Origin of the sequence: Pseudoxanthomonas sp. LjRoot127 (assembly GCF_964253495.1) — a bacterium.
Classification (GTDB): Bacteria; Pseudomonadota; Gammaproteobacteria; order Xanthomonadales; family Xanthomonadaceae; genus Pseudoxanthomonas_A.
The window spans coordinates 2,334,401-2,355,672 of record NZ_CAXUQR020000001.1 but is presented as its reverse complement, the minus strand read 5'-3'; the positions used below and the strand labels follow the sequence as shown (position 1 = coordinate 2,355,672).

Below are 21,272 nucleotides of genomic sequence, written 5' to 3'. Positions count from 1 at the left end.
CGGCGCGGACTACGGGCGCCAGTTGGCGTTGAGCTCCCAGAACGCGACGCTGCGCCGGTATGCCTCGCGGTTGATCGGCACGCCCGAACCGCCTTCCTCCACGCCCAGCGCATTGCGCATCATCGTGATGGGCGCCATCGGAATTTCTTCGGGCGCCTGCGTGTACAGGCATCCGACGATGCCCCAGTCGCCTTCGATCGGCGCCCGCTCGTGCGCCAATTGCGCCGCGCTGTACAGGATGACAACCAGGTAGTCCGCCACCGGCGGCTCGACGCCTTCGAACCAGCGCACCAGCACCGGCAGTTCTTTCGAGGACCGCGCTTCGTAGCCTGATCGCAACAGGGACCGGTTGTCGTCGGTGATCGGTACGGTCAGGCACCGTGTCGACGTCCAGTTGCGATGCACGTGCAATCGGCAGAACGGCGCATAGCCCGCCAGCACCGCCACCGGCGGCTCCGTGTTCAGGCGCTGCTCGAAGGCCTGAGGCGTGCAGTCCTGGATGGCGTTGCGACGCGGCTCGGTCGGGAACAACCGGGTGCGGGCGAAGGGAGTGAGGACGATGGTCATGCGGCAGCCAGTGGCGGAAGGCGGACAGCGTACCCGCCCCGGAGCCATCACACCTGGCCGAATTCCCGTCACGAAGGACGGGACGCCACCAGCCATACACATTCATCCGGATGAAGAGATACAATATGCTCTCGACCCGAACGGCGCCGTCCATGCCCTCCCTCAGCTTCGAGTTCTACCCTCCCAAGACCGATGAGCAGCGCGCGCAGCTCGATCGCACCGCGGACAGGCTGAAGGCGTACAAGCCCGAATACGTGTCGTGCACGTTCGGTGCCGGCGGGTCCACGCTGAGCTATACCTCGGAGACGGTCCGCCATCTCAGCCAGCATCACGGTTTCGAAGGCGTGCCCCATCTCTCCTGCGTGGGCGGCAGCCGCGAAGAAATACGGGAACTGTTGCGGCTCTACCGGGCATTGGGCTGCAAACGCATCGTCGCGTTGCGCGGCGACCTTCCGTCGGGCATGGGCTTCACCGGCGACCTGCGCTATGCCTCCGAACTGATCCAATTCATCCGTGCCGAACATGGCGACACGTTCCACATCGAAGTCGGCGCCTATCCCGAGACGCATCCTCAGGCCGAGGACGCGCTGACCGACCTGCGCCACTTCAAGGCCAAGGTCGATGCCGGCGCCAACGGTGCAATCACGCAGTACTTCTACAACCCGGATGCCTACTTCCACTTCGTCGACGCGGTGCGCAAGCTCGGCGTCGAGATCCCCATCATCCCGGGCATCATGCCGATCTCGAACTTTTCGCAGCTCCGCCGCTTCTCCGAAGCCTGCGGCGCCGAAATTCCCCGCTGGATAGGCAAGCGAATGCAGGCGCTGGGCGACGATGCCGAGGCGATCCGCGACTTCGGCGCGGACGTCGTGGCCAACCTGTGCGAACGACTGGTCGCCGGGGGAGCGCCGTCGCTGCACTTCTACACGCTCAACCTGGCCAAGCCGACGCAGACCGTCCTGTCGAGGCTCGGCTGGTCCGCCTGACGCTCTCCACAGCGGGCATCCGACCGGCAGGTGAACAACCCCTCATTCCGTGCGCACGTCCCATGACCGCGGCGCGCATGCCGGATTAGGCTGGCGATATGCGGACCCTCTTTCTCCTCGCCCTCGCCGGCCTCCTCGTGTGTCCCGGTGCCGGGTCGCCCACCGCCCGGGCGCAACAGCAGGGCGTCCAACGCTGCACGACGATGTCCGGCGAGACGGTCTACACCGACAAGCGCTGCGAGGACGTAGGCGCGATGGACCGTCTGCCTTCCACGACGACGACCGCCGCCACCGGCGCGCTTTACCGCGGCGGCTGTTCGCGCACGCTCAGCGACCTGGTGATGCAGGTGTCGTCGGCGATCCAGGCAGGCGACGTGAACAGGCTCGCGGGGGTCTACCACTGGGCCGGCACGTCGGATGCGGGTGCCCTGCGCATCCTCGACCGGCTCGACGTGGTGGTCCAACGCCCGCTGGTCGATATCGTGCCGGTCCGTCCCGCGCCGGCCCCGATACTGGATGCGGAAGGCTCCGTCGTCGACGCTAACCAGGACGGCTATTACCCGCAGACCGCAACGCAACGGCAACGGCCGACGGGACTGCGCGTCGTGCAGACGCTGAAGAACAGCGCCACGCCGGCCGACACCACGTTCGGCCTGCGCCGCGCCTACAACTGCTTCTGGATCACGCTCTGACAGCAGTCGGTGGGGTCAGGGGAGCGACCGTGATGCGTCGCCCGACTCGCGATCGGGTGAAAATCGCAGCGTGGCGATCACGCCCTTCTGCTCGCCGGGGCGCACGCCTACCTGCCATCCGTACAGCGCGCACAGGCGGCTGACGATGGACAGTCCGATGCCGCCCCCTTGCGAATGGCCCGCATGCGTGCCGCGGTAGCCACGCTCGAACAGGCGCGCGGCGTCTTCCTTGCTGAGCCCCGGGCCCGAATCCACGACTTCGACCGCATCAGGCAGCAGGCGCACGACCACCTCGCCTTCCTTCGTGTACTTGACGGCATTGCCGATCAGATTGCCGAGTGCCACCGACAGCGCGGCTTCCGGCGAATCGACCGTTGCCCCCCCTTCGCCTTCGACGCGCAGGATCAGCGGCTTGCCGCCCAGCGTGGCGCGATGCGCATCGAGCAACTGGTCGACCACGCGCGCGACATCGGTATTGCCGTGGCCGCGTTCGTTGCGGGACAGCAGCAGCAGTGCACTGATCAGGTCCGTGCACTGCTGCTCGGCACGCTGGATGCGCTGGATGCGCGTGCGCGTCTTCTCGTCCATGTCCGGCCGCGACAGCATCAGCTCCACCGAGCCGCGGATGATGGCCAGCGGCGTGCGCAGCTCGTGGCTGACGTCGGCGTTGAACTCGCGATCGCGCTGGACGACGTCGGTAAGGCGACTGGAATAGTCGTCCAGGGCCTTGGCCAGTTCGCCGACTTCGTCTTGCGGAAAGTGCGGCGCCAGCGGCCTCGGATTGCTGCTGCCGCGATACGCACGCAGTCGTGCGGCAAGTTCGGATACTGGACTCATGACCCGGGAAGCGGACCACCACCCGACCACCAGCGAAAACACAGTGAACACAAGGATCGAGCCGTAAACCGCGCGCTTGAACTGCACTTCAGCGCGCGCCGTCTGCCCCATGTCATAAGCAAGGAAGAACCAGATCTGCGGCGTTTTCCTTACTCCCAGCTTGAAGGGATACGCCTTTCCGTCATCGCCTATGTCGGTAATGTTATGGATGCCGTCAGGCAATGCATACCACTCCGGCTTTGCAAGCCTGAGGCTTTCAAACTTGTCGGGAAGGTAGTAATACGCCTTCACCTGCTCGAACGGCGCACCGATCACCTGGCCTTCGCTTTGCGCGAACCGCCGCCAAGATTCATCCAGATTGCGGTTCATCACGTCTTCGACCAATTGGTTCTCGACGCGCTGACGCGCAACAATCGTTGCATACGCGAACAGCACCGTCAGGCCAAAACCCAACAGGACGAACGACAGGATGATGCGGGTGCGCAGCCGCCGCCGGAAACGGCGGTGGCGGCGGGGTTTCGACGACTCAGCTGCTGGCATCGGGCGCGGCGATGCGGTATCCGATGCCATGGCGCGTCTGGATGTAGGGCGAGTCGAACGGCTTGTCGACCACGGCGCGCAGGCCGTGGATGTGCACGCGCAGCGAGTCCGAATCCGGCAATTCCTCGCCCCAGACGCGCGTTTCCAGTTCCTGGCGCGTCACCACGGCGGGCGACGCCTCCATCAGGGCCTGCAGGATCTTGAGCGCCGTGGGATTGAGCTGCAGCAGCTTGCCCTGGCGACGGACTTCCAGTGTGTCCAGGTTGTATTCCAGCTCGCCCACCTCCAGCACCCGCGTCTGTACGCCCTTGCCGCGACGGGACAGCGCGTTGAGGCGCACCTCCACTTCCTGCAACGCGAACGGCTTGATCAGGTAATCGTCGGCGCCGGAATCGAAACCGGCCAGCTTGTTGTCCAGCGAATCGCGTGCGGTCAGCATCAGCACCGGCGTCTGCTTGCGCGCTTCGTTGCGCAGCTTGCGGCAGACTTCCAGCCCGTCCATGCCGGGCAGGTTGAGGTCGAGGACGATCGCATCGAACTCGTGCACCACGGCAAGGTGCAGGCCGGTCACACCGTCGGCGGCGAAGTCGACGGTGTGTCCGCGCTCCTCCAGGTAATCGCCGAGGTTGGCGGCGATGTCGCTGTTGTCTTCAATGACGAGAATACGCATCAGGACGCCTTAGTTGTTGCCGCGCAGGATGACCCGATTGCTCTTGAGCAGGGCGTTCTGGTCGTTTTCCCGGATACGGCGACGTTCCGCGACGGTCTGGCACTGCGTCGTGGGACGATGCGAGCCGACCACCTTCTCCCGCGTGCACACCAGACGGCTGTCCTCACCGGCGCGCGTGAGGATGCTGTTGACCAGTTCCTGGTCGTTGAATACACGGGCTTTCTGTTCTTCGCTGAGGCCCTGCACGCCACTCGTCGCCTCCAACGCGCCGGAGATGCGGTTCAGCGCATCCTTGACGTCGCTGCGCTCCTTCTGGCTGATCTCGGAATAGACCTTGCCGCCATCGAGATCCTTGATGATGGCCAGTCGCTGTTCCTCGAACGATCCGTTGATATTCACCTTGGCCGGGGCGCCGTCGTTGCCGGCGTCGATCTTGGCGTGTGCGGTGAGAGCGGCCAGTGCCAGCAGGGAGCCGAGTACCACCTTGTACATTCAACACCTCGTTCGTCAGGTTGAAGGATCTGCCCCGCCCAGCAGAGTTCGGGCATGGGGATAATCCGGATTCTGCCATAGCGCGTGGCGACAGCCGCGTGCAAAAAAAACAAGGCCCAGGCGGGTGGTCGCCCGCCTGGGCCAAACTAATGCCCCGATTACCGTAATCCTGTGCTTTCCAGATGCAAAGACCGGGAGGAACGCAGAGCTGCGGTCCGGTCAAGGCTACGCGGCCTTCGATTAAACGACCGTTAAAGAGTGCGTTAATTCCACGTGAAAAAGACACGGCCACGTCGGGTCAGCCCTGTTCAGCCTGCCTCGCGAGGTGCTCCACGATCCTCCCGGCGACGTCCACGCCGCATACGGATTCGATGCCCTCGAGCCCCGGCGTCGAGTTGACCTCCAGGACCAGGGGACCCCGCTGGGCACGGATCAGGTCCACGCCCGCCACGCCCAGCCCCAGTACCTTCGCGGCCCGGATCGCCACGGCACGCTCCTCATCGGATGCCACCGCATGCAGGGCGGTCCCGCCGCGATGCAGGTTGGAACGGAAATCGCCCTCCGGCGCCTGCCGGCGCATCGACGCCACCACCTCGTCGCCCACGACGAAGCAACGCAGGTCGGCACCGTCGGCTTCAGCGATGAATTCCTGCACCACGAAGCTGGCGTACAGACCGCGGAGGGCCTCGACCACGCTGCGGGAAGCCGAAGGCTTTTCGGTCAGCATCACGCCGGCGCCCTGCGCGCCCTCGTTCAACTTGATCACATGCGGTGGCGGACCCAGCATCGACAGCAGGTCGCTGGTGTCGTCGGGGTTGTCGCCGAAGACGGTGACCGGCAGGTCGATGCCCTGCGCGGCCAGCAACTGGTGCGCGCGCAGCTTGTCGCGCGCGCGCAGGATGGCATCGGAGGGATTCGGGCTGTACGTGCCCATCAGCTCGAACTGGCGCAGCACGGCCGTGCCATAGCGCGTGATGGAAGCGCCGATGCGCGGAATCACCGCGTCGTAGCCCGCCAGCGAACGGCCCTTGTAGTGCAACTGGAAACCGGTCGACGCAATGCGCATGTAACAGCGCAGCGGGTCCAGCACGCGGACCGTGTGGCCGCGCTGGCGCGCGGCCTCGACCAGGCGGCGCGTCGAATACAACTTGCCGTTGCGCGACAGGATGGCGAGCTTCATGGGGAATCGTTCACGGGGGTCGGGCACAGCATGCCACGCCCGCTGCACGGGCCGATGACAGGGAGGGGATGGCGCGGACTGGAGCGGGTGATGGGAATCGAACCCACGCTAGCAGCTTGGGAAGCTGCAGTTCTACCATTGAACTACACCCGCACGATGGCGCGAGTCTATGCCGCGACGGGCGGCAAGGCAATGCGGCGCCGGCGGTCCGGCGCCGCATCGCACGGCAATATCAGAAGCTGCCGCTCAGGGTCATGAACGCGGTGGCGTTGGCGCCACCACCCTGGTTGACGGTGGTATTCACGCCGAGGTTCGCGTCCAGTCCGAACAGCTGCGTGCGCGCGCCGAGCAGCAGCGTGCCGTAGCTGTCGTCCTGGGTCAGGCCGGGCACGGCATAGGGGGCCGTGCCAGGCATGGACAGCGACTGCGCGAAGACTTCGTCGGCCGGGTCTTCGAACTCCTTGTCGATCGTCAGGCGGGCGTACGGCGCCAGGTGATCGTTGATCGCGTAGCTCACCTGCCAGCCGGCGCTGCCGATCAGCGAATCGAAGTCCTGATCCGGATAGGCCAGTGCCGTCGAGTTGACGTTGCTCTCGCTGTAACCGTCCATCTCGATGGTCTGCGATACCACGCTCACCACCGGGCCGTGGCGGAAGGCGCCGTCGCCGAACTCGTAGCCGGCGCTTGCGCCGACCGTCAGGTTGGTGCCATCCGGCGAACCGCTGTGCCGGCGCGTCACGCCGCCCAGCTGCACTTCGCGGTCGATGTCGTAGGACAGCCAGCTGTAGCTGACCTGCGCGTTCGCCCACAGCTGGTCGCCATACCAGCCGGCGAACCCGCCGAGCGTGGCGTCGCTTTCGTCGAAACTGCCGCGGCGCAGGCCGAAGTCGTACTTCGCGCGTCCGTAGCCGGCAAAGGCGCCATAGACCCACGAACCCTGCGACCAGTCGACGCCGAAGGTGCCCATGGGGCCCGCGCCGTCGTACAGGTTGCCGTCGTCATAACGCAGGAAGTCACCCCGCACGTCGCCCCACCAGCGCATGCCGTCCGCCTCGGGCTTGCCCGCAACGTGCGAGGCCACCCGATCAGCGCGGGCACGGCCATGCACCGACGCGGTGTACGGCAGCAGCGCGATCTGGCGCGGACCTTCGAGCATCGCCACCGCATACTGCGACAGGATGTCGTGGGCCTTCGACGACGGATGCACGCCATCGGCGAACGCATAGACGTCCGCTGCATTCGGCGTGGCGTAGTTGAGCGGACTGCAGGTGACCGACGACGCGGTGATCTGCGGATTGCAGGCGGTGCCGGTGACGTTGCCGAAGCCGTACTCCGCGGGGCTGGCGACGATCTCGCGCAGCAGCGTGAAGGTATCCAGCGGGATCACCCGCAGGCCGGCGGTGTTGATGGCGCCGAACAACGCCGTGTTGTAGGTGGTGGCCAGCTGCGTGCCGGCGGCTGCATTCGTGGGTCCCTGGGCGCGGAACGAGGGCGTCAAGCCCAGGTCCGGCACCGTCGGCACCAGGATGTAGCGCGCGCCCGCATTCTGCAGTTGCCCGATGATGCCGACCTGCGCGGTGACGGCGCCACCGATGGTCGCGGTGGGGTTGGCGCCGGCGACCACGGCGAACAGGTCGTTCGCGCCGCCCCAGACGGTGTACAGGGCGTTCGGATCGGCACGGCCACCGCTCGCGGACAGATAGGTGTTCAGCTGGGTGGTCATCGAGGGAATCGCGCCGAGGGCGCCGGAGGTGTTGGTCCCCACGCGCGCACCGCCGACGGCGTAGTTCGTGCCCCCCTGGTTGGCGCTGGCGGCAACCGTGCCGTAGTACTCGGCCAGATATTCGGACCACACCAGGCCGGGGTTGGTGGTGAAGCGACCGAGGATGGCGGCGGAAGGACCACCGAGCTGTACCAGCGCCGGACGGAAATGGCCGGAGTCGGTCAGGCTGTCGCCGAAAAAGATCGTCTGCGAGTACGGGCTGTCCGCCGCCAGGGCGGGGGCCGCCGCCACGGCCAGCGCCACGGCCAGCAGGGAACGGACAGGCGAAAGGGAACGCTTCATGGAATCTCCGGGGCAAGAAAGGATGGACGGGACTGCGTGCCGGCTCTGCCGTACGGCTGCGCATGGCGCGCATCGTTCCACCAAGGCCGCGCCCGCACACGCTGCAATGCGGCATGCGCGCCGGCCTTCGGCGACAATGGCGGCATGGACATCCAGTTGAACGGGCAGCCGCAGGCGCTGCCGGACCAGAGCACCATCGCCTCCCTGCTGGTGCTGCAGGGGCTGGCCGAGCGACGCGTGGCCATCGAGGTCAACGGCGAGATCATCCCGCGCGGACAGCACGCGCAACACGTGCTGCGTGCCGGCGACCGCGTCGAGATCGTGCACGCGCTCGGCGGCGGCTGACGGCCTCGGCCTGCCGCACCCCGGGGGGACGCGCCGAGGCTTGATGGGCGATAATCGCCGCATGTCCAACACCGCCCCCCATGACCCGCTGGTGATCGCGGGCAAGTCCTACCGTTCCCGCCTGCTGACCGGCACCGGCAAGTTCAAGGATTTCGAGGAAACCCGCCTGGCCACCGAGGCTGCGGGCGCCGAGATCGTCACCGTCGCCATCCGCCGCACGAACCTGGGCCAGTCGCCCAACGAGCCCAACCTGCTCGACGTGCTGCCGCCGGACCGCTACACCATTCTTCCCAACACCGCCGGCTGCTACACCGCCGACGATGCCGTGCGCACCTGCCGGCTGGCACGCGAGCTGCTCGACGGCCATACCCTGGTGAAGCTGGAAGTGCTGGGCGACCAGAAGACCCTGTATCCCGACGTGGTGCAGACGCTTGCCGCCGCCGAGAAGCTGGTGGCGGACGGATTCCAGGTGATGGTCTACACCAGCGACGATCCGATCCTCGCCCGCCGCCTCGAAGAGATCGGTTGCGTGGCGGTTATGCCGCTGGCTGCGCCGATCGGCTCCGGCCTGGGCGTGCAGAACAAGTACAACCTGCTGGAAATCATCGAGAACGCGAAAGTCCCCGTGCTGGTCGATGCCGGCGTCGGCACCGCCTCCGATGCCGCCATCGCGATGGAACTCGGCTGCGACGGCGTGCTGATGAATACCGCCATCGCCGGCGCGAAACACCCCGTGCTGATGGCGAGCGCGATGAAGAAAGCGGTGGAAGCCGGCCGCGAAGCCTTCCTGGCGGGTCGCATCCCGCGCAAGCGCAACGCGTCCGCCTCCAGCCCGATCGACGGACTGATCGGCTGATGACCGATCCGTTTTCCAGCCCCGGCGCCAAGACCCCTCCCAAGCCGTTCACGATCAGCGACGGCCGGCGCGAAATCCGCAGTTTCGTGTTGCGCCAGGGCCGCTTCACCGAGGCGCAGCAGCGCGCCTTCGATACCCAATGGCCGCGCTTCGGGCTGGACTACACCGGCGCGCCGCGCGACTACGACGCGGTGTTCGGCCGCAGCGCACCGCGCGTGCTGGAAATCGGCTTCGGCAACGGCGAGGCGCTCCGTTTCGCCGCGGCGAACGACAAGGACCGTGACTACCTCGGCCTGGAAGTGCATGCCCCCGGCGTCGGTCGCCTGCTCAACGCGCTGGCCGAGGACGGCAGCGACCACGTGCGCGTCTACCACCACGATGCGGTGGAAGTGCTGCAGCACGAAGTCGCCGACGGATCGCTGGATGAAGTGCGCATCTACTTCCCGGATCCGTGGCACAAGAAGCGCCACAACAAACGCCGCCTGGTGCAACCCGAATTCGCGGCACTGATCGCGCGCAAGCTGCGTCCGGGCGGCCGGCTGCATTGCGCCACGGACTGGGAGGCCTATGCCGAGCACATGTGGGACGTGCTGGACGCGACGCCCGGCCTGCGCAACCGGGCAGGTCCGCGCGGCAGCGTGCCGCGTCCGGACTGGCGCCCGCAGACGCATTTCGAGACACGCGGCCAGAAGCTAGGACACGGGGTGTGGGATCTTGTCTATGACCGGGATTAGGGACTCGGGATTCGGGATCTGCAGGAGCGTGCACTCCTGCCACGCGCGACCACCGCGCGATAGCCTGCGTCCGCATGGCTGCGTGGCCCCGCCGACCCGTCATTCCCGTATCCCGAATCCCGCATTCCGGCCGTTCTGATGGACAACGCGCTGACGCTGACCAACGACATGAAGCTCGTCCTCGGGCTGGTCGGCTTCACGATGGCGATGTTCCTGTTCGAGCGCATCCGCGCGGACCTGGTCGCGCTGGTGGTGCTGGTGGTGCTGGGCATCACCGGGCTGATCGCCCCGGAGGAAATCTTCGGCGGCTTCTCCGGCAACGCGGTGATGAGCATCATCGCCACCATGATCCTGGGCGCCGGCCTGGACCGTACCGGCGCGCTGAACCGGCTGGCCTCGTGGCTGCTGCGGCGCGGCCACGGCATCGAGCAGAGACTGCTGCTGATGACCACGGCCATCGCCAGCCTCAACTCGTCCTTCATGCAGAACCCGTCGGTGATGGCGCTGTTCATGCCCGTCGCCTCGCGATTGTCGTCGCGCACCGGCCTGTCGATGCAGCGGTTGCTGCTGCCGATCGCGGCCGCGATCGTCATGGGCGGCGCGTTCACCATGGTCGGCAACTCGCCGCTGATCCTGCTCAACGACCTGCTGGTCTCCGCCAACAACAACCTGCCCTCCGGCATGGCCACGCTGGAGCCGCTGCGCATGTTCGCGCCGTGGCCGATCGGGCTGACGCTGGTGATCGCGTCGCTCCTGTACTTCCGGTACGTCGGCGACCGCAAACTCAAGGACGACACCCAGGACAGCGATGGCGTGGTCACGCCCGCGCGCACGGAGAGTTACTTCGCCAACACCTACGGGATCGAAGGCGACGTGTTCGAGCTGGTCGTCAGCGCCGAGAGCCCGCTCGTCGGCATGTCGCTCGGCGAGGCGGAAGCCCTGCATGACGCGCCGCTGATGCTGGCGCTGCAGACCGGCAACGACACCCGGCTTGCCCCGCCGGCGGACATGCGCATCTGGGTGGGCAGCGTGCTGGGCGTGATGGGTGCGCGGCAGGAGATCAGCGACTTCGCGCAGAACCAGTTCCTGCGCATGTCCTCGCGCCTGCGCCACTTCGGCGACCTGTTCAATCCCAGCCGCGCGGGCATTTCCGAAGCCGTGGTGCCGCCGACGTCGAAGTTCATTGGCAAGACCGCGCGCGAGCTGCGCCTGCGCAAGCAGAATGGCATCAGCCTGCTGGCGATCAACCGCGACAAGAAGGTCATCCGCGAGAACGTGCGCGAGGAGAAGCTGCGCGCCGGCGACATGCTGGTGCTCCACAGCATCTGGCAGGACCTCGGCCTGGCGGCGGAAAGCCGCGACTTCGTGGTGGTGACGGACTACCCGAAGGGCGAACAGCGCCCGCACAAGTTCAAGATCGCGATGACCATCTTCGCCATCACCATCATCATCGCGTTGACCTCCAAGCTGCCGGTCGCGCTGACCCTGATGACCGGCGTGGCGGGCATGCTGCTGACCGGCGTGCTGCGCATGGACGAAGCCTACGGCGCGATCAACTGGAAGACGGTGTTCCTGATGGCCGGCCTGATTCCGCTCGGCTGGGCGATGGACAGCAGCGGTGCGGCCGCGTGGGTGGCAGGGCATACCGTGGAACGGTTGCCGGAAGGCATTCCCATCTGGGTGCTGGAGATCGCCGTCGCGCTGCTCACGACCGCGTTCTCGCTGGTCATCAGCCATGTCGGTGCGACCATCGTGATGGTGCCGATGGCGATCAACCTGGCACTGGCGGCGGGCGGCAATCCCACCGCGTTCGCGCTGATCGTGGCGCTGTCCGCATCGAACAACCTGATGACCGCGTCCAACCCGGTGATCTCGATGATCGTCGGCCCCGCCAACTACACCTCGCGCCAGCTGTGGCGCGTCGGCGGCCCGCTGTCCCTGATCTATACCCTGGTGGTGGTGCTGGCCGTCAACGCGCTGTTCTGGTGGAACGGACGCGCCGGGTGAACCCGCCCTCGCTGACGCTGGTGCTGCTGCCCGACCGCTACGCCGTCGCGCAACTGCCGGCCGGCGCCACGCTACCTGGGTGGTGGCCCACTCACGGCATGCGCCATGCCGGCTGGACCGACGACGAACTGTCGCTGGTCTGCGAAGAAGCATGCGTACCCGACGATGTCCGCTGCCAGCGCGGCTGGCGCATGTTCAAGCTGCAGGGGCCCTTCGACTTCGCGATGACCGGTATCCTGAACGCCGTGCTGGATCCCCTGGCGGCTGCCGGCGTGGGCATCTTCGCCATCTCCACGTTCGATACCGACTACGTGCTCGTGCAGGACCACCAACTGGACATCACCCTGCAGGCGTTGCGCGAGCACGGACACCACGTGTCGGGCGACTAGCTTCGCGTCAACGACGACGCAGCAGGATCCGCGCCAGCACCGCGCCGAAATGCAGCCAGATCGCGGCGAACACGCCCACCTGCGTGACCGGACCCTGTTGCGCGGCCTCGAATTTGCGGAAATAGCGCCACAGGCCCCGATGCTTGTGCCATTCCACGAATACCGGGCGGGCGCGACTCGACACGCCGCGGATATGCAGCACGCGGATGTCGTTGGCGACGGCGACCAGGGCGCCTGCCGCGCGCGCGCGCCGGCAGAGATCCATGTCTTCGGCGTGCAGGCGGTAGCCTTCGTCGAAGCCGCCGATCCTGTCGAACAGCGCGCGTGGCATCAGCATCAGTGCGCCGGAGATGATGTCGACCGGCTGCAATGGGGTCGCCTCGTCGACGGCGACTCCCAACCGCGACGCCGCACCGGGCGAGCGCAACATGGCGGCGAAGACCGGATCGCGACGGCGCGCAGCGGCATCGCGCACGCCGTCCTCGTCGACCAGGTCCACGCCCAGCATCCTGGTCGTCGCCGCATCGGCCGCGTGTGCGCGCAACCGCGCCAGCGTGTCGGCTTCCACCATCAGGTCGGGGTTCACGAACGCAAGCCAGCATGCCTGCGTATCGCGCGCGCCCTGGTTGCATCCCACCGCGAATCCCGGATTGTCAGGATTGGCAATGAAGCGCACGCGCGCATCTTGCAAGGCATGCCGCTGCACGATCTCCATCGTGTCGTCGGTGGATGCGTTGTCGACCACGCGGATCTCGTGCACGCCATGCGCCACGCGCAGGCGCATCAGGCAGTCGTCGATGCTGGACGCGCTTTCGTGCGTCACCACCACCGCGGCGATGCCGGACGCGTCAACCGAAGAGGTCACGCTGGCGCTCCGGCGATCCTGCTTCCGTATACAACGCATGCAACCGTTCGCGCGGTACGCGCAGCGGATCCTCCATCAGGAACGTCGCCAGCCTGGGCGTGAACGTGGGCCAGCGTGCATTCAAGGCGTCCATGTCGCCGTCGGCAGGGCCGCCTTCGCCGCCACGCGCGACGAACGCGGTCTCGCACAGCACGTTGCGCCACCCCAGGCCGGCGAGCCGCAGCGACAGGTCGACCAGCGCGGCATACCACGAGCCATAGCTCGCCGCGTCCAGTCCGCCGACCCGCTTGCGCGCACTGCCGCGCAACGCGACGGCGTGCGCGACGGCGGCGGGCAGCTCGGGATGCAGCGGCGACATCGCGGCACAGGCGTGCGCCGTGCGTTCGACATCGGCGGGTGGCAGGCTCACTTCGCCCAGGCGCGGCCACGCAGCGGCTTCACCGGCATTGCACCAGGGGGTGGCGGTGGCGATGGCGGCGTCGCGCGCGAAGCAGGCGGCCAGCTGTTGCAGCCAGCCGGGCAAGGGCTGCGCGTCGGGCGCGAGCACCACCACGTCCGCGTCGCCGCACGCGGCGAGCATCTGGTCCACGTGCGCGACCTCGCCGAGCATGCGCGGACGGCGGGTGTAATCGGCCTGAAGGCGGGTGCGGGCGAGCCAGCGCTCGATGATGGCGAGGCCACGGGGTCCGGCCTGCGCGTCGTCGGCCAGCCACAGGCGCGTGCCGGCGGGCGTGCCGGCGTCCAGCGCCCCGAGGCAGGCGTCGAGCGCATCGTCGTCGCTGCCGATCGGCAACAGGACGATGGGCAGGGACGATGCGGCCGGCGGCGTCACTTGGAGCGCGGCGTGTGCAGGGGTTCCAGCGCGCGGAAGCGCTTGCCGTACTCGTCGGTCAGGTCGTTGGCTTCCTGCGGGTTGCGGACGATGGTCGGCGTCAACAGCACGATGACTTCGCTGCGGTCGCTGCTGCTGGTCTGCCGGCCGAACAGGCCACCGATCACCGGCAGGCGGCTCAGCCCCGGGAATCCTCGCGAGCCCTTGGTCGCGCCATCGCTGATCAGGCCGGCCAGCATCACGGTGTTGCCTGCCTCGACCGCGACTTCGGTCTTGAAGCGCCGCGTGTTGATGCGCACGTTGCCGTTGTCGTCCGGCACGTCGCCCGGCGTGCTGACTTCCTGCACGATGTCGAGGAAGACGATGCCGTCCTTCGTCACCCGCGGCCGCACCTTCAGGATGATGCCGGTATCCAGGTACTGCACCTGGCTGTAGGTGTTGTCGGTGCCAAGCCCCGGATTGACGGTGACCGAGGAAATCGGGATGCGGCTGCCCACGTTGAGGGTGGCTTCGACGTTGTTGCGCGCGAAGATCGACGGCGTCTGCAGCAGGCGGACGTCGGTGACCTCGTCGAGCGCCGAGATGATCGCCGCGGCGTTGCGGCCGAGGAAGGTCCAGCTGGCACCGGGATTCACGCCGCCGACCGTGCTGCCCGCGATGTTCCCGGCAAGCTGGCTCCAGGTGGTGCGTCCGACGGCGTCGGGCAGGCCCGCGTCCGTGACCGCGCGCTCGAAGTACCAGTTCACGCCATAACTGAGGTCGCCGGTCAGCGACACTTCCGCGATCTGCGCTTCGATGTGCACCTGCATCGGCATCACGTCGAGCTTCTCGACCACTTCGCGGATCGACTGCCAGGCACTCGCACTGGCGCGCACGAGCAGCGTGTTGGTTTCTTCCACGGCGGCCACGCCGACGCGGTTGCCGTCGACTTCCAGCGTCACGGCGCCGTTGCCGTTGTCGCGCTGGTTGAGCGAAAGCGACCCGCTGCCGAGCCCGCCCCCGGCACTCCCGCTACTGCCACTGCTGCCGCCGAAATCGACGCTGCCGCCATTGCTGTTCATGCCGCCATCGTTGATCTGCACGGGATCGGTGCCCGGCATCAGCGAGGTGTTTCCGGCGCCACCGGTCGACCGGCTGTCGCCGCTGCTTCCGCCGCCGGAGGAGCCGAACACTTCCGCCAGCCGCTGCGCGAGTTCGCGCGCCTTGACGTACTTCAGTTCGTACGAAAACAGCCGGCTGCCTTCGCCCGCACCGTCGATGCGCTCCAGCCATTGCTGGATCTGGTCCAGGTACGCCGGCTGCGGCGTGATGACGAGCACGGCGTTGGCACCCTCCAGCGGCATGAAACGGAACATGCCGGCGCTGGGCGTCTTGCTGTCGTTGCCGAACACCTTCTCCAGGTCGGCGACCACCCGCGTAGCGCGGCCCGACTGCAGCGGGAACACGCCCACCGACATGCCGGACAGCCAGTCGACATCGAAGATCTCGACGGTGCGCAGGTAGTTTTCCAGTTCGGTGCGCGTGCCCGCCAGAGTGATGACATTGCGGGTGCCGTCGACATTGACGATGGCGTTGGGCCGCGCGTACGGCTCCAGCACCTTCTTCATTTCACTGGCCGAGATGAAGCGCAGCGGCACCACGCGCACTTCATAGCCGCGTGCATTGGAGGCAGGCCCGGTGCGCGGCGCCACGCTGCCGGCCAGTGCCTGGTCGGCCGGGATGATGTTGTAGCGCCCGCCGCTGTAGACCAGGCGCGCGTTGTTCCAGCCCAGCACCATTTCCAGCAGGTTGAGGGCTTCGGCCGGCGATACCGGCTTCGGCGTGCCCAGCGTCACGGTGCCCTGCACGCCCGGCGCGATCACGTAGTTCTGCCCCAGCATGTCGCCGAGGATCGCCTTCACCACGGCGTGGACGGACTCGCCCTCGAAATTGAACGTGGCCGATCCACTGCTGGCGCCGCCCAGCGACGGCAACGGTGCACTCGCCGCACTGCGGTTGATCATCTGCCCGTTGCCGCGGCGGATCTGCGCCTGCGGCCCGGTCACCGGCGCGTCGCCTTCCTTCAGCGGCGTGGTCTGCGCGGTGCCCGCGACGACTTCGCCTGTACCTGGCGCGGTCGTGCGACGCACATCGGGCGACGGCGCGCTGGCACAGCCGGCCAGCAGGCCCAGACAAAGGGAAAACAGGATCACACGTAACGTCATGCCGGCACTCTACTGTGTCTTGCCGGGCGTTGCCGGCGGCGTGGTGGGTTGCGCCTGCTGCTGCCGCAACTGCGCGCGGCGCTGCTCGATGCGCTGGCGGATGGCGTCCATCTGCTGGTCCGTCGTCTGGACGGGCACGGACGGCGCCGTCGACGAGGGCGATGGGCTGGCGGCAGGTGCCGGAGTCGGCATCTGCGCCGGACCGGGCGGCGATGCCACCGTGGGCATGGCGGCGGGTGCGCTGTTGCCGCCGGTCGTGCGTCCGCCCGGCGCAGCCGGTGGAACGATGGTCGCGGCGGGCGGCACGGCGGCAGGTACACCTGCGACCGGCGAAGGCGGTTGTCCTCCCGCACCGTCGAAGACACGCAACGCCATCTCGCGACGGCCTTCCGGACCCTCGAAGACGGCGCGGCGCGGATCGAGTTCGACCAGCCGCCACCCCGGGAAGCCGGCCGGCGAATCGCCCACCTTCACCCGCAGGCCCTCGCCGCCCTGCGCGGGCTGCACGATGGCCAGCTCCAGCGCGGGCGTGATCAGCACGCTGGTCAATACCAGGTCGAAGGCCGGTGCCGCGGCTTCCTCGCCGGAGAGGAAGAACGGCTTCGGACGGCGATCCTCCGAAAACAGGGGCCGCTCGCCGACGCCTGCATACTGTTCCAGCGCGCCCAGTCGTTCGGGCGGGCTCGCCGGCAGGCGCGGCAACGCCTGCACCATGCCCGGATCGGCAGGCAGGGGCGTGATGCGGCTGCCCAGCCCGAACAGGGCCATCAGCGCGGCCACCACCGCCCACCCCGCCACGACGGCGAGGATCCACGTGCGCACCCCCCAGCTGTCAGCGCGCACCGGACGGCTCCTGGGTCAGTACCGGCGAGGGCTTGAGGTACCCGTACAGGTCGAAGTTCACGTCCAGGCCGCCGGCGCCGCTTTCGCTGGCCTGGTAGGCGTACCGCTGCGCGAGGATGTTGAGGTTCTCCACGAACAGGCGCGGGCTGCCGGATTCGAGCTGGTGCAGGACCGATGCCAGTTCCGGCGCGCCGCAGCGCAGGCGCACCTGCACGACCACGCGCGGGTAGATTTCGCGTCCCGCGACCGCCAGCGGCGACTGGTTGGCGATGGCGCAGCTGCGGTTGCCGGGGCTGGCTTGCCTGACGACGGTTTCCAGACGCTGCACCAGGCCCGCGGTCGCCAGCTCGACCGTCGCTTCCGGAAGGAAGCCCGGGCGCTGCGCCTGCTGCGCGAGCGCGGCGGCGAGTTCGCGCTGCACCTGCGGTGCCTGCTGCAGCTGGGTACGGATGCGAAGTTCGCGCTCGCGCAGCTCATCCACGCGCGCGCCTACTTCCTGCATCGGCACCGTCCACCAGGGATGCACGAGCAGCGCGTAGCCCAGCAACAGCGCTGCCAACAGCAGCGCCAGCGCCAGCCAGCGATCGCGGTCAGTCACGGCCAGCGGCATCGGCGCCTCCTTGCGTCGCGGCAGCCGGGTCCTGTTTGCCCAGCAGCTCGGCCGTCATCGTGAAGCGGTCCATGCGCGTACGCGGATCCGGCTGCAGCGCGCCACTCAGTGCAGGATTGCGCCACAACGGCGAGCCTTGCAGGCGCGCGACCAGTCCCGAGGCTTCCGGGCTGAAACCGATCAGCGTCAGCCGGTCGCCTTCGATGGCGAGTTTTTCCAGATAGGTGTTGTCGGGAAGACGCTGCGTGACCTCATCCATCACTTCCAGCGATGTCGGCCGGCGCGCACTGGTCTGGTTTAGCGTGGTGGTGCCGGCGACGAGGTCGACGAGTTGCTGCCGCTGCGCCGCCACCTGCCGCGCCGCATCGGCCCGGCTGTCCACCCGCGCGGCGAAGGCGTCGGCGGCAGCGCGCCGGTTGTCCAGGACGGCCCAGGCAGCGAACACCACGGCGATGACGGCTACCGACGCCAGCACGGCATGCAGGCCGCGGCGCGGGGCCTGGCGCGCAACGCGCGATGCCTCGGGCAGCAGGTTCACGCCCAGCGGCGCACCGCCCGCGTCTTCCACGTCCGCGCCGGCCAGACCCTGCGAGAGTGCGCCCAGCCGCGACAGGCCATCGATGAAGGCCGCCTTGTGCACGGCCGCCAGTTCCACATCGAGTTGTGCATCCTCACGCACCCCCACCACGCGCGCGTCGAAGCACGCATCGTTGGCGGTGAACGGGGTTTGCCGGTCGAGCTCGAACGTCAGCACGTCGCGCAGGCGGTCCGCCGCCGCGGCCGGCAGCAGCAGGCGCCGACGCAGTGCCATGCCCGCCGGCACCAGCCACCAGCGCGGCAGTTCGGCCAGCCGGCTGCCGAGCAGCGCACGCAGATCGTCAGGGCTCACCGTGGCCGGCAAGCGCGCGAGCGGATGCCGCTGCGTGCCCTCCAGCCAGCTCATTTCGATCTCGTCGTCCTGACGCTGGAACAGCAGGCGGTCGCCCGTCAGCCCCAGCACCACGCGCCAGCGCGCGGGCAACCAGGTCGCCAACGCCTGTCCCCACCACGCGAAGAAGCTGCGTGGCCCGGGACCGAGCCGTGCCCGGAACCGCTGCAAGGTGTCGCGTACGCCGCTCATTGTGGTGACGCTCCCTCCTCCCAGCGCAACAAGGTATAGGCCGAACCCGGCACCGGGCTGGCCCCCGCGCGCACCACTGTCCGCACCGACGCTTCGCGGCCATCGGCCAGCCGCGCACGACTCTGGATACTATACGTGCCGCTGCCGGCGCCGACGAGTTGCGGGCCGCCGGTGACGCCGGTCGCATTGCGTTGCGCCAGCCATGCCGCCGCATCCACGCCCATGGCCTGCAGCACCGGCCCCGGCGCGTACGTCGCGTCCGGCTGCGCGCGGCCCGAGTACAGCGTCAGGAATGGCGCGAGGCGCGCGTACAGGTCCGGCGTCATGCCCAGGACCTGCTCGACTTCCGCAACCGTGTCGAACGGCGCGTCCTTGGCACCGTACTCGCGCTCCGCCGCCGCGTAGTCGCTGTCCTCGGCCCCGCCCACCGGCTGGGTGAGGTTGTCGGCATCGCGCCAGTCGACGATCGCCGCCGCGAGCGCATCGCTGGCGTCCGCAGGTTCTCCGAGCGCCTGCATCAGCCGCGACAGCAGCGGCACGTCGGCCTGGTTGAGATCAACCTTGCCGGTCTCATCGACGATGCGCACCTGGACCTGCTGGCCATCGAACGTCCACGCGTAAGGGCGGCCATTGGGTTGCCAGTGGGTTTCCGGATTGCGGTCGGCCACCCGCACGAGCGCGTACTCGATGCCGGCGCGCGCGACCTCCTGCGCGATCGCGCCGCGGCTGCCGACCCGACCCTGCAACGCCTCCATCCGCGCCGTCAGCGCATACGCACCGACCAGCGCGGTGAGCAGGGCCACCAGCCACAGCACCAGCAACAGCGCGGCACCGTGCATGCGCTTCATGGCAGTACCGGATTCGTGCCGCCGGGCAACAGCCCGCCGCCTGCGCCGCCCTCGCTGCGCGCGAGGGTCACGACAAGGTCCGGCCAGCGCCCGCCGGCGATCGCGACCATTTCCACCTTCACCTGCAGCGGCAGCATCTCGGAAGTCTCCCAGCGGTCCTGCCATGGACCGAGGCGATTGTCCGCATCCAGGCCGCGATACCGGAAGCGCACGGAACGCAGCCCGTCGGCCAGCCGCTCCGCCCGCTGTCCGCGCGCGGCGAGATCGACGTCCTCCAGCGACGCGTCCGGACGGGCGACGGCGAAGGCCACCTGCAGGCGACCTTCCTCGTCCGCGACCAGGTCGTGCACGTAAGGGCCGCCATACCCTAGATAGTCCGGCAGGTCCGCCACGAAGCGCATGCGCTGCGGCGTGCCGATGAAGCGCGCCTGGCGCAGCGTGCCCCGGTCCGTCGCGAACACGATGGGCTGCGCCGACGCCAGTCGCGCGCGCAGGTAGCCATGTACCGCGCGCATGCGCTCGCTCGCCTGCGCCATGTCCTCGCCGCGCGTGACCACCGCGGTGGAGGAGCGCAGCGTCGCGAACGCCAGCGCCAGTCCTGCCGCCAGCAGCACCAGCGCGAGCAGCACTTCGATCAGGGTGAAGCCCTGCGTGCGCGCGCGCATCATGGCGACACGGCCTGGTTGACGTCGCGCGGCGCCAATCGCAGCGTGCGCCATTGCATCGCCTGTGCCCGCTCGTCGCCCCAGCGAACGACCAGGCGTACATCGAGGAGTTGCGGCGCGCCCGGATCGAGCTGTGCCCGCGCCGCCAACGGATCGGCGAACGGCGCGATGTCGAGCTGCCAGCGATAACGATCGCCTTCGAAGCTGCCCTCCTGCCGTCCCGGTTGCAGGACATCGCCCGCACCCAGCTGCGCCAGCAGGGATTGCGCGTGCAGCGTCGCGCGACTGCTGTCCGCCGATTCGCGCACCTGCCGGCTTGCTCCGGAGAGCGACCCCAGCAGCAGGCTCAGCGCCAGCGCCAGCAGCGCGAAGGCGACGATGACTTCGAGCAGGGTGAAGCCACGCTGATGACGGCGGTTGGGCGGCGTCATGGCGCGCGCACCTCGTCGCGCAGCAGGCGCGTTTCGCCGGTCAGCCAGGCCACGTCGATGCTCCACGCGGCCGTCCCGGCGGCCAGCGTGATGCGGCCACCGGTGGAACCTCCGTCGGGGAAGAACAGGATCGCGCCCTCGCCCGCCCGCTCCTGTGCCTCGCGCACGCCGGTGAAGCGGACCGCCAGGGCGCGATCGATGTCGCCACGCCGGTCACCGGCCGCCTCCCACGCATGCGCGCGCGGATCGATCCGGAAACGCTGCGGCTGCCCGGTCGCGATCGCACGCGCCCGCGTGTAGCGCAGCTGCGCAGCGACTTCCTTGGATTCCGAGCGCAACCGCATGCCGTCCATGCCGCCGGTGAAGGCCATCGCCGCGAGGATGCCCGCCGCCGCGATCAGCGCCAGGACCAGCAGCGTCTCGAGCAGGGTGAAGCCGGCCACGTGCGGCCGCGCCGCGGCAGGCCTGCGGGCCGGAGGCATGGAGACGGTAGC

The 21,272-nt window shown here is 68.3% G+C and carries 23 protein-coding genes and 1 tRNA gene; 7 read left to right on the top strand and 17 right to left on the bottom strand.

Going from position 1 to position 21,272, the window contains the following annotated elements; genetic code table 11:
• Nucleotides 1-9: 9 nt before the first annotated feature.
• The gene (locus ACSQ19_RS10895) at nt 10-567 is read right to left on the bottom strand and encodes a DUF3228 family protein (RefSeq protein WP_299340572.1); all 558 of its coding nucleotides are present in this window, start codon (nt 565-567) and stop codon (nt 10-12) included.
• A 152-nt stretch (nt 568-719) separates the two neighbouring features.
• Here ACSQ19_RS10895 and metF point away from each other — a divergent pair, with 152 nt between their 5' ends.
• Both metF and ACSQ19_RS10885 read left to right on the top strand, forming a co-directional pair.
• Nucleotides 720-1,553, top strand: coding sequence for a methylenetetrahydrofolate reductase [NAD(P)H] (gene metF / locus ACSQ19_RS10890; protein WP_296279657.1), 834 nt, complete (start codon nt 720-722; stop codon nt 1,551-1,553).
• Between the two features lie 203 nt (nt 1,554-1,756).
• The gene (locus ACSQ19_RS10885) at nt 1,757-2,245 is read left to right on the top strand and encodes a hypothetical protein (RefSeq protein ID WP_435996926.1); all 489 of its coding nucleotides are present in this window, start codon (nt 1,757-1,759) and stop codon (nt 2,243-2,245) included.
• A gap of 15 nt (nt 2,246-2,260) precedes the next feature.
• Here the strand turns inward: ACSQ19_RS10885 and ACSQ19_RS10880 are convergent, their stop codons facing one another.
• The 6 genes from ACSQ19_RS10880 to ACSQ19_RS10855 form a co-directional block, all read right to left on the bottom strand.
• The gene (locus ACSQ19_RS10880) at nt 2,261-3,622 is read right to left on the bottom strand and encodes a sensor histidine kinase (RefSeq protein WP_436000948.1); all 1,362 of its coding nucleotides are present in this window, start codon (nt 3,620-3,622) and stop codon (nt 2,261-2,263) included.
• Nucleotides 3,609-4,292, bottom strand: coding sequence for a response regulator transcription factor (locus ACSQ19_RS10875; RefSeq protein ID WP_055936695.1), 684 nt, complete (start codon nt 4,290-4,292; stop codon nt 3,609-3,611). Before ACSQ19_RS10875 ends, ACSQ19_RS10880 begins: the two co-directional genes overlap by 14 nt.
• Nucleotides 4,293-4,301: 9 nt before the next feature.
• A complete protein-coding gene (locus ACSQ19_RS10870; RefSeq protein WP_435996924.1) occupies nt 4,302-4,784 on the bottom strand; it encodes a hypothetical protein in 483 nt (160 codons plus the stop codon).
• A gap of 298 nt (nt 4,785-5,082) precedes the next feature.
• Nucleotides 5,083-5,964, bottom strand: a complete 882-nt coding sequence (rimK, locus tag ACSQ19_RS10865; protein WP_296279651.1) for a 30S ribosomal protein S6--L-glutamate ligase — start codon at nt 5,962-5,964, stop codon at nt 5,083-5,085.
• 79 nt (nt 5,965-6,043) lie between these two features.
• Nucleotides 6,044-6,117, bottom strand: a tRNA-Gly gene (locus ACSQ19_RS10860).
• Nucleotides 6,118-6,196: 79 nt separating this feature from the next.
• Nucleotides 6,197-7,996, bottom strand: coding sequence for an autotransporter domain-containing protein (locus tag ACSQ19_RS10855; protein ID WP_436000946.1), 1,800 nt, complete (start codon nt 7,994-7,996; stop codon nt 6,197-6,199).
• Between the two features lie 177 nt (nt 7,997-8,173).
• Here ACSQ19_RS10855 and thiS point away from each other — a divergent pair, with 177 nt between their 5' ends.
• From thiS to ACSQ19_RS10830, 5 genes are all read left to right on the top strand, one after another.
• Nucleotides 8,174-8,374, top strand: coding sequence for a sulfur carrier protein ThiS (gene thiS / locus ACSQ19_RS10850; protein WP_299340560.1), 201 nt, complete (start codon nt 8,174-8,176; stop codon nt 8,372-8,374).
• A 61-nt stretch (nt 8,375-8,435) separates the two neighbouring features.
• On the top strand, nt 8,436-9,230 hold the full coding sequence (locus ACSQ19_RS10845; RefSeq protein WP_296279648.1) for a thiazole synthase: 795 nt from the start codon (nt 8,436-8,438) through the stop codon (nt 9,228-9,230).
• Nucleotides 9,230-9,964 carry a tRNA (guanosine(46)-N7)-methyltransferase TrmB gene (gene trmB, locus ACSQ19_RS10840; RefSeq protein WP_296279646.1) on the top strand — a complete coding sequence of 245 codons (735 nt, stop codon included), beginning with the start codon at nt 9,230-9,232 and terminating at the stop codon, nt 9,962-9,964. The genes ACSQ19_RS10845 and trmB overlap by 1 nt, the downstream gene beginning before the upstream one ends.
• A 138-nt stretch (nt 9,965-10,102) precedes the next feature.
• Nucleotides 10,103-11,971: an SLC13 family permease gene (locus ACSQ19_RS10835; RefSeq protein ID WP_435996920.1), complete on the top strand. Its 1,869-nt coding sequence runs from the start codon at nt 10,103-10,105 to the stop codon at nt 11,969-11,971.
• Nucleotides 11,968-12,360, top strand: a complete 393-nt coding sequence (locus ACSQ19_RS10830; RefSeq protein WP_435996918.1) for an ACT domain-containing protein — start codon at nt 11,968-11,970, stop codon at nt 12,358-12,360. Before ACSQ19_RS10835 ends, ACSQ19_RS10830 begins: the two co-directional genes overlap by 4 nt.
• A gap of 7 nt (nt 12,361-12,367) precedes the next feature.
• Here the strand turns inward: ACSQ19_RS10830 and ACSQ19_RS10825 are convergent, their stop codons facing one another.
• From ACSQ19_RS10825 to xpsH, 10 genes are read right to left on the bottom strand one after another with little or no spacing between them, the layout of a single operon-like run.
• On the bottom strand, nt 12,368-13,225 hold the full coding sequence (locus ACSQ19_RS10825) for a glycosyltransferase family 2 protein (RefSeq protein ID WP_435996916.1): 858 nt from the start codon (nt 13,223-13,225) through the stop codon (nt 12,368-12,370).
• Nucleotides 13,209-14,057 (bottom strand): glycosyltransferase family 2 protein, encoded by an 849-nt coding sequence (locus ACSQ19_RS10820; RefSeq protein WP_435996914.1) that lies wholly within the window; start codon nt 14,055-14,057, stop codon nt 13,209-13,211. The genes ACSQ19_RS10825 and ACSQ19_RS10820 overlap by 17 nt, the downstream gene beginning before the upstream one ends.
• Nucleotides 14,054-16,261, bottom strand: a complete 2,208-nt coding sequence (gspD, locus tag ACSQ19_RS10815; protein ID WP_296279637.1) for a type II secretion system secretin GspD — start codon at nt 16,259-16,261, stop codon at nt 14,054-14,056. The genes ACSQ19_RS10820 and gspD overlap by 4 nt, the downstream gene beginning before the upstream one ends.
• A 9-nt stretch (nt 16,262-16,270) precedes the next feature.
• Nucleotides 16,271-17,104, bottom strand: coding sequence for a type II secretion system protein XpsN (locus ACSQ19_RS10810; protein WP_435996912.1), 834 nt, complete (start codon nt 17,102-17,104; stop codon nt 16,271-16,273).
• Nucleotides 17,094-17,714, bottom strand: coding sequence for a type II secretion system protein GspM (gene gspM / locus ACSQ19_RS10805; protein WP_435996910.1), 621 nt, complete (start codon nt 17,712-17,714; stop codon nt 17,094-17,096). The genes ACSQ19_RS10810 and gspM overlap by 11 nt, the downstream gene beginning before the upstream one ends.
• The gene (locus ACSQ19_RS10800) at nt 17,695-18,834 is read right to left on the bottom strand and encodes a PilN domain-containing protein (protein WP_435996908.1); all 1,140 of its coding nucleotides are present in this window, start codon (nt 18,832-18,834) and stop codon (nt 17,695-17,697) included. Before ACSQ19_RS10800 ends, gspM begins: the two co-directional genes overlap by 20 nt.
• The gene (locus tag ACSQ19_RS10795; RefSeq protein WP_435996906.1) at nt 18,831-19,682 is read right to left on the bottom strand and encodes a general secretion pathway protein GspK; all 852 of its coding nucleotides are present in this window, start codon (nt 19,680-19,682) and stop codon (nt 18,831-18,833) included. Before ACSQ19_RS10795 ends, ACSQ19_RS10800 begins: the two co-directional genes overlap by 4 nt.
• The gene (locus ACSQ19_RS10790; protein WP_296279628.1) at nt 19,679-20,350 is read right to left on the bottom strand and encodes a prepilin-type N-terminal cleavage/methylation domain-containing protein; all 672 of its coding nucleotides are present in this window, start codon (nt 20,348-20,350) and stop codon (nt 19,679-19,681) included. Before ACSQ19_RS10790 ends, ACSQ19_RS10795 begins: the two co-directional genes overlap by 4 nt.
• Nucleotides 20,347-20,778, bottom strand: a complete 432-nt coding sequence (gene xpsI / locus ACSQ19_RS10785; RefSeq protein WP_299340531.1) for a type II secretion system protein XpsI — start codon at nt 20,776-20,778, stop codon at nt 20,347-20,349. The genes ACSQ19_RS10790 and xpsI overlap by 4 nt, the downstream gene beginning before the upstream one ends.
• Nucleotides 20,775-21,260: a type II secretion system protein XpsH gene (xpsH, locus tag ACSQ19_RS10780; protein WP_299340528.1), complete on the bottom strand. Its 486-nt coding sequence runs from the start codon at nt 21,258-21,260 to the stop codon at nt 20,775-20,777. The genes xpsI and xpsH overlap by 4 nt, the downstream gene beginning before the upstream one ends.
• Nucleotides 21,261-21,272: the final 12 nt, after the last annotated feature.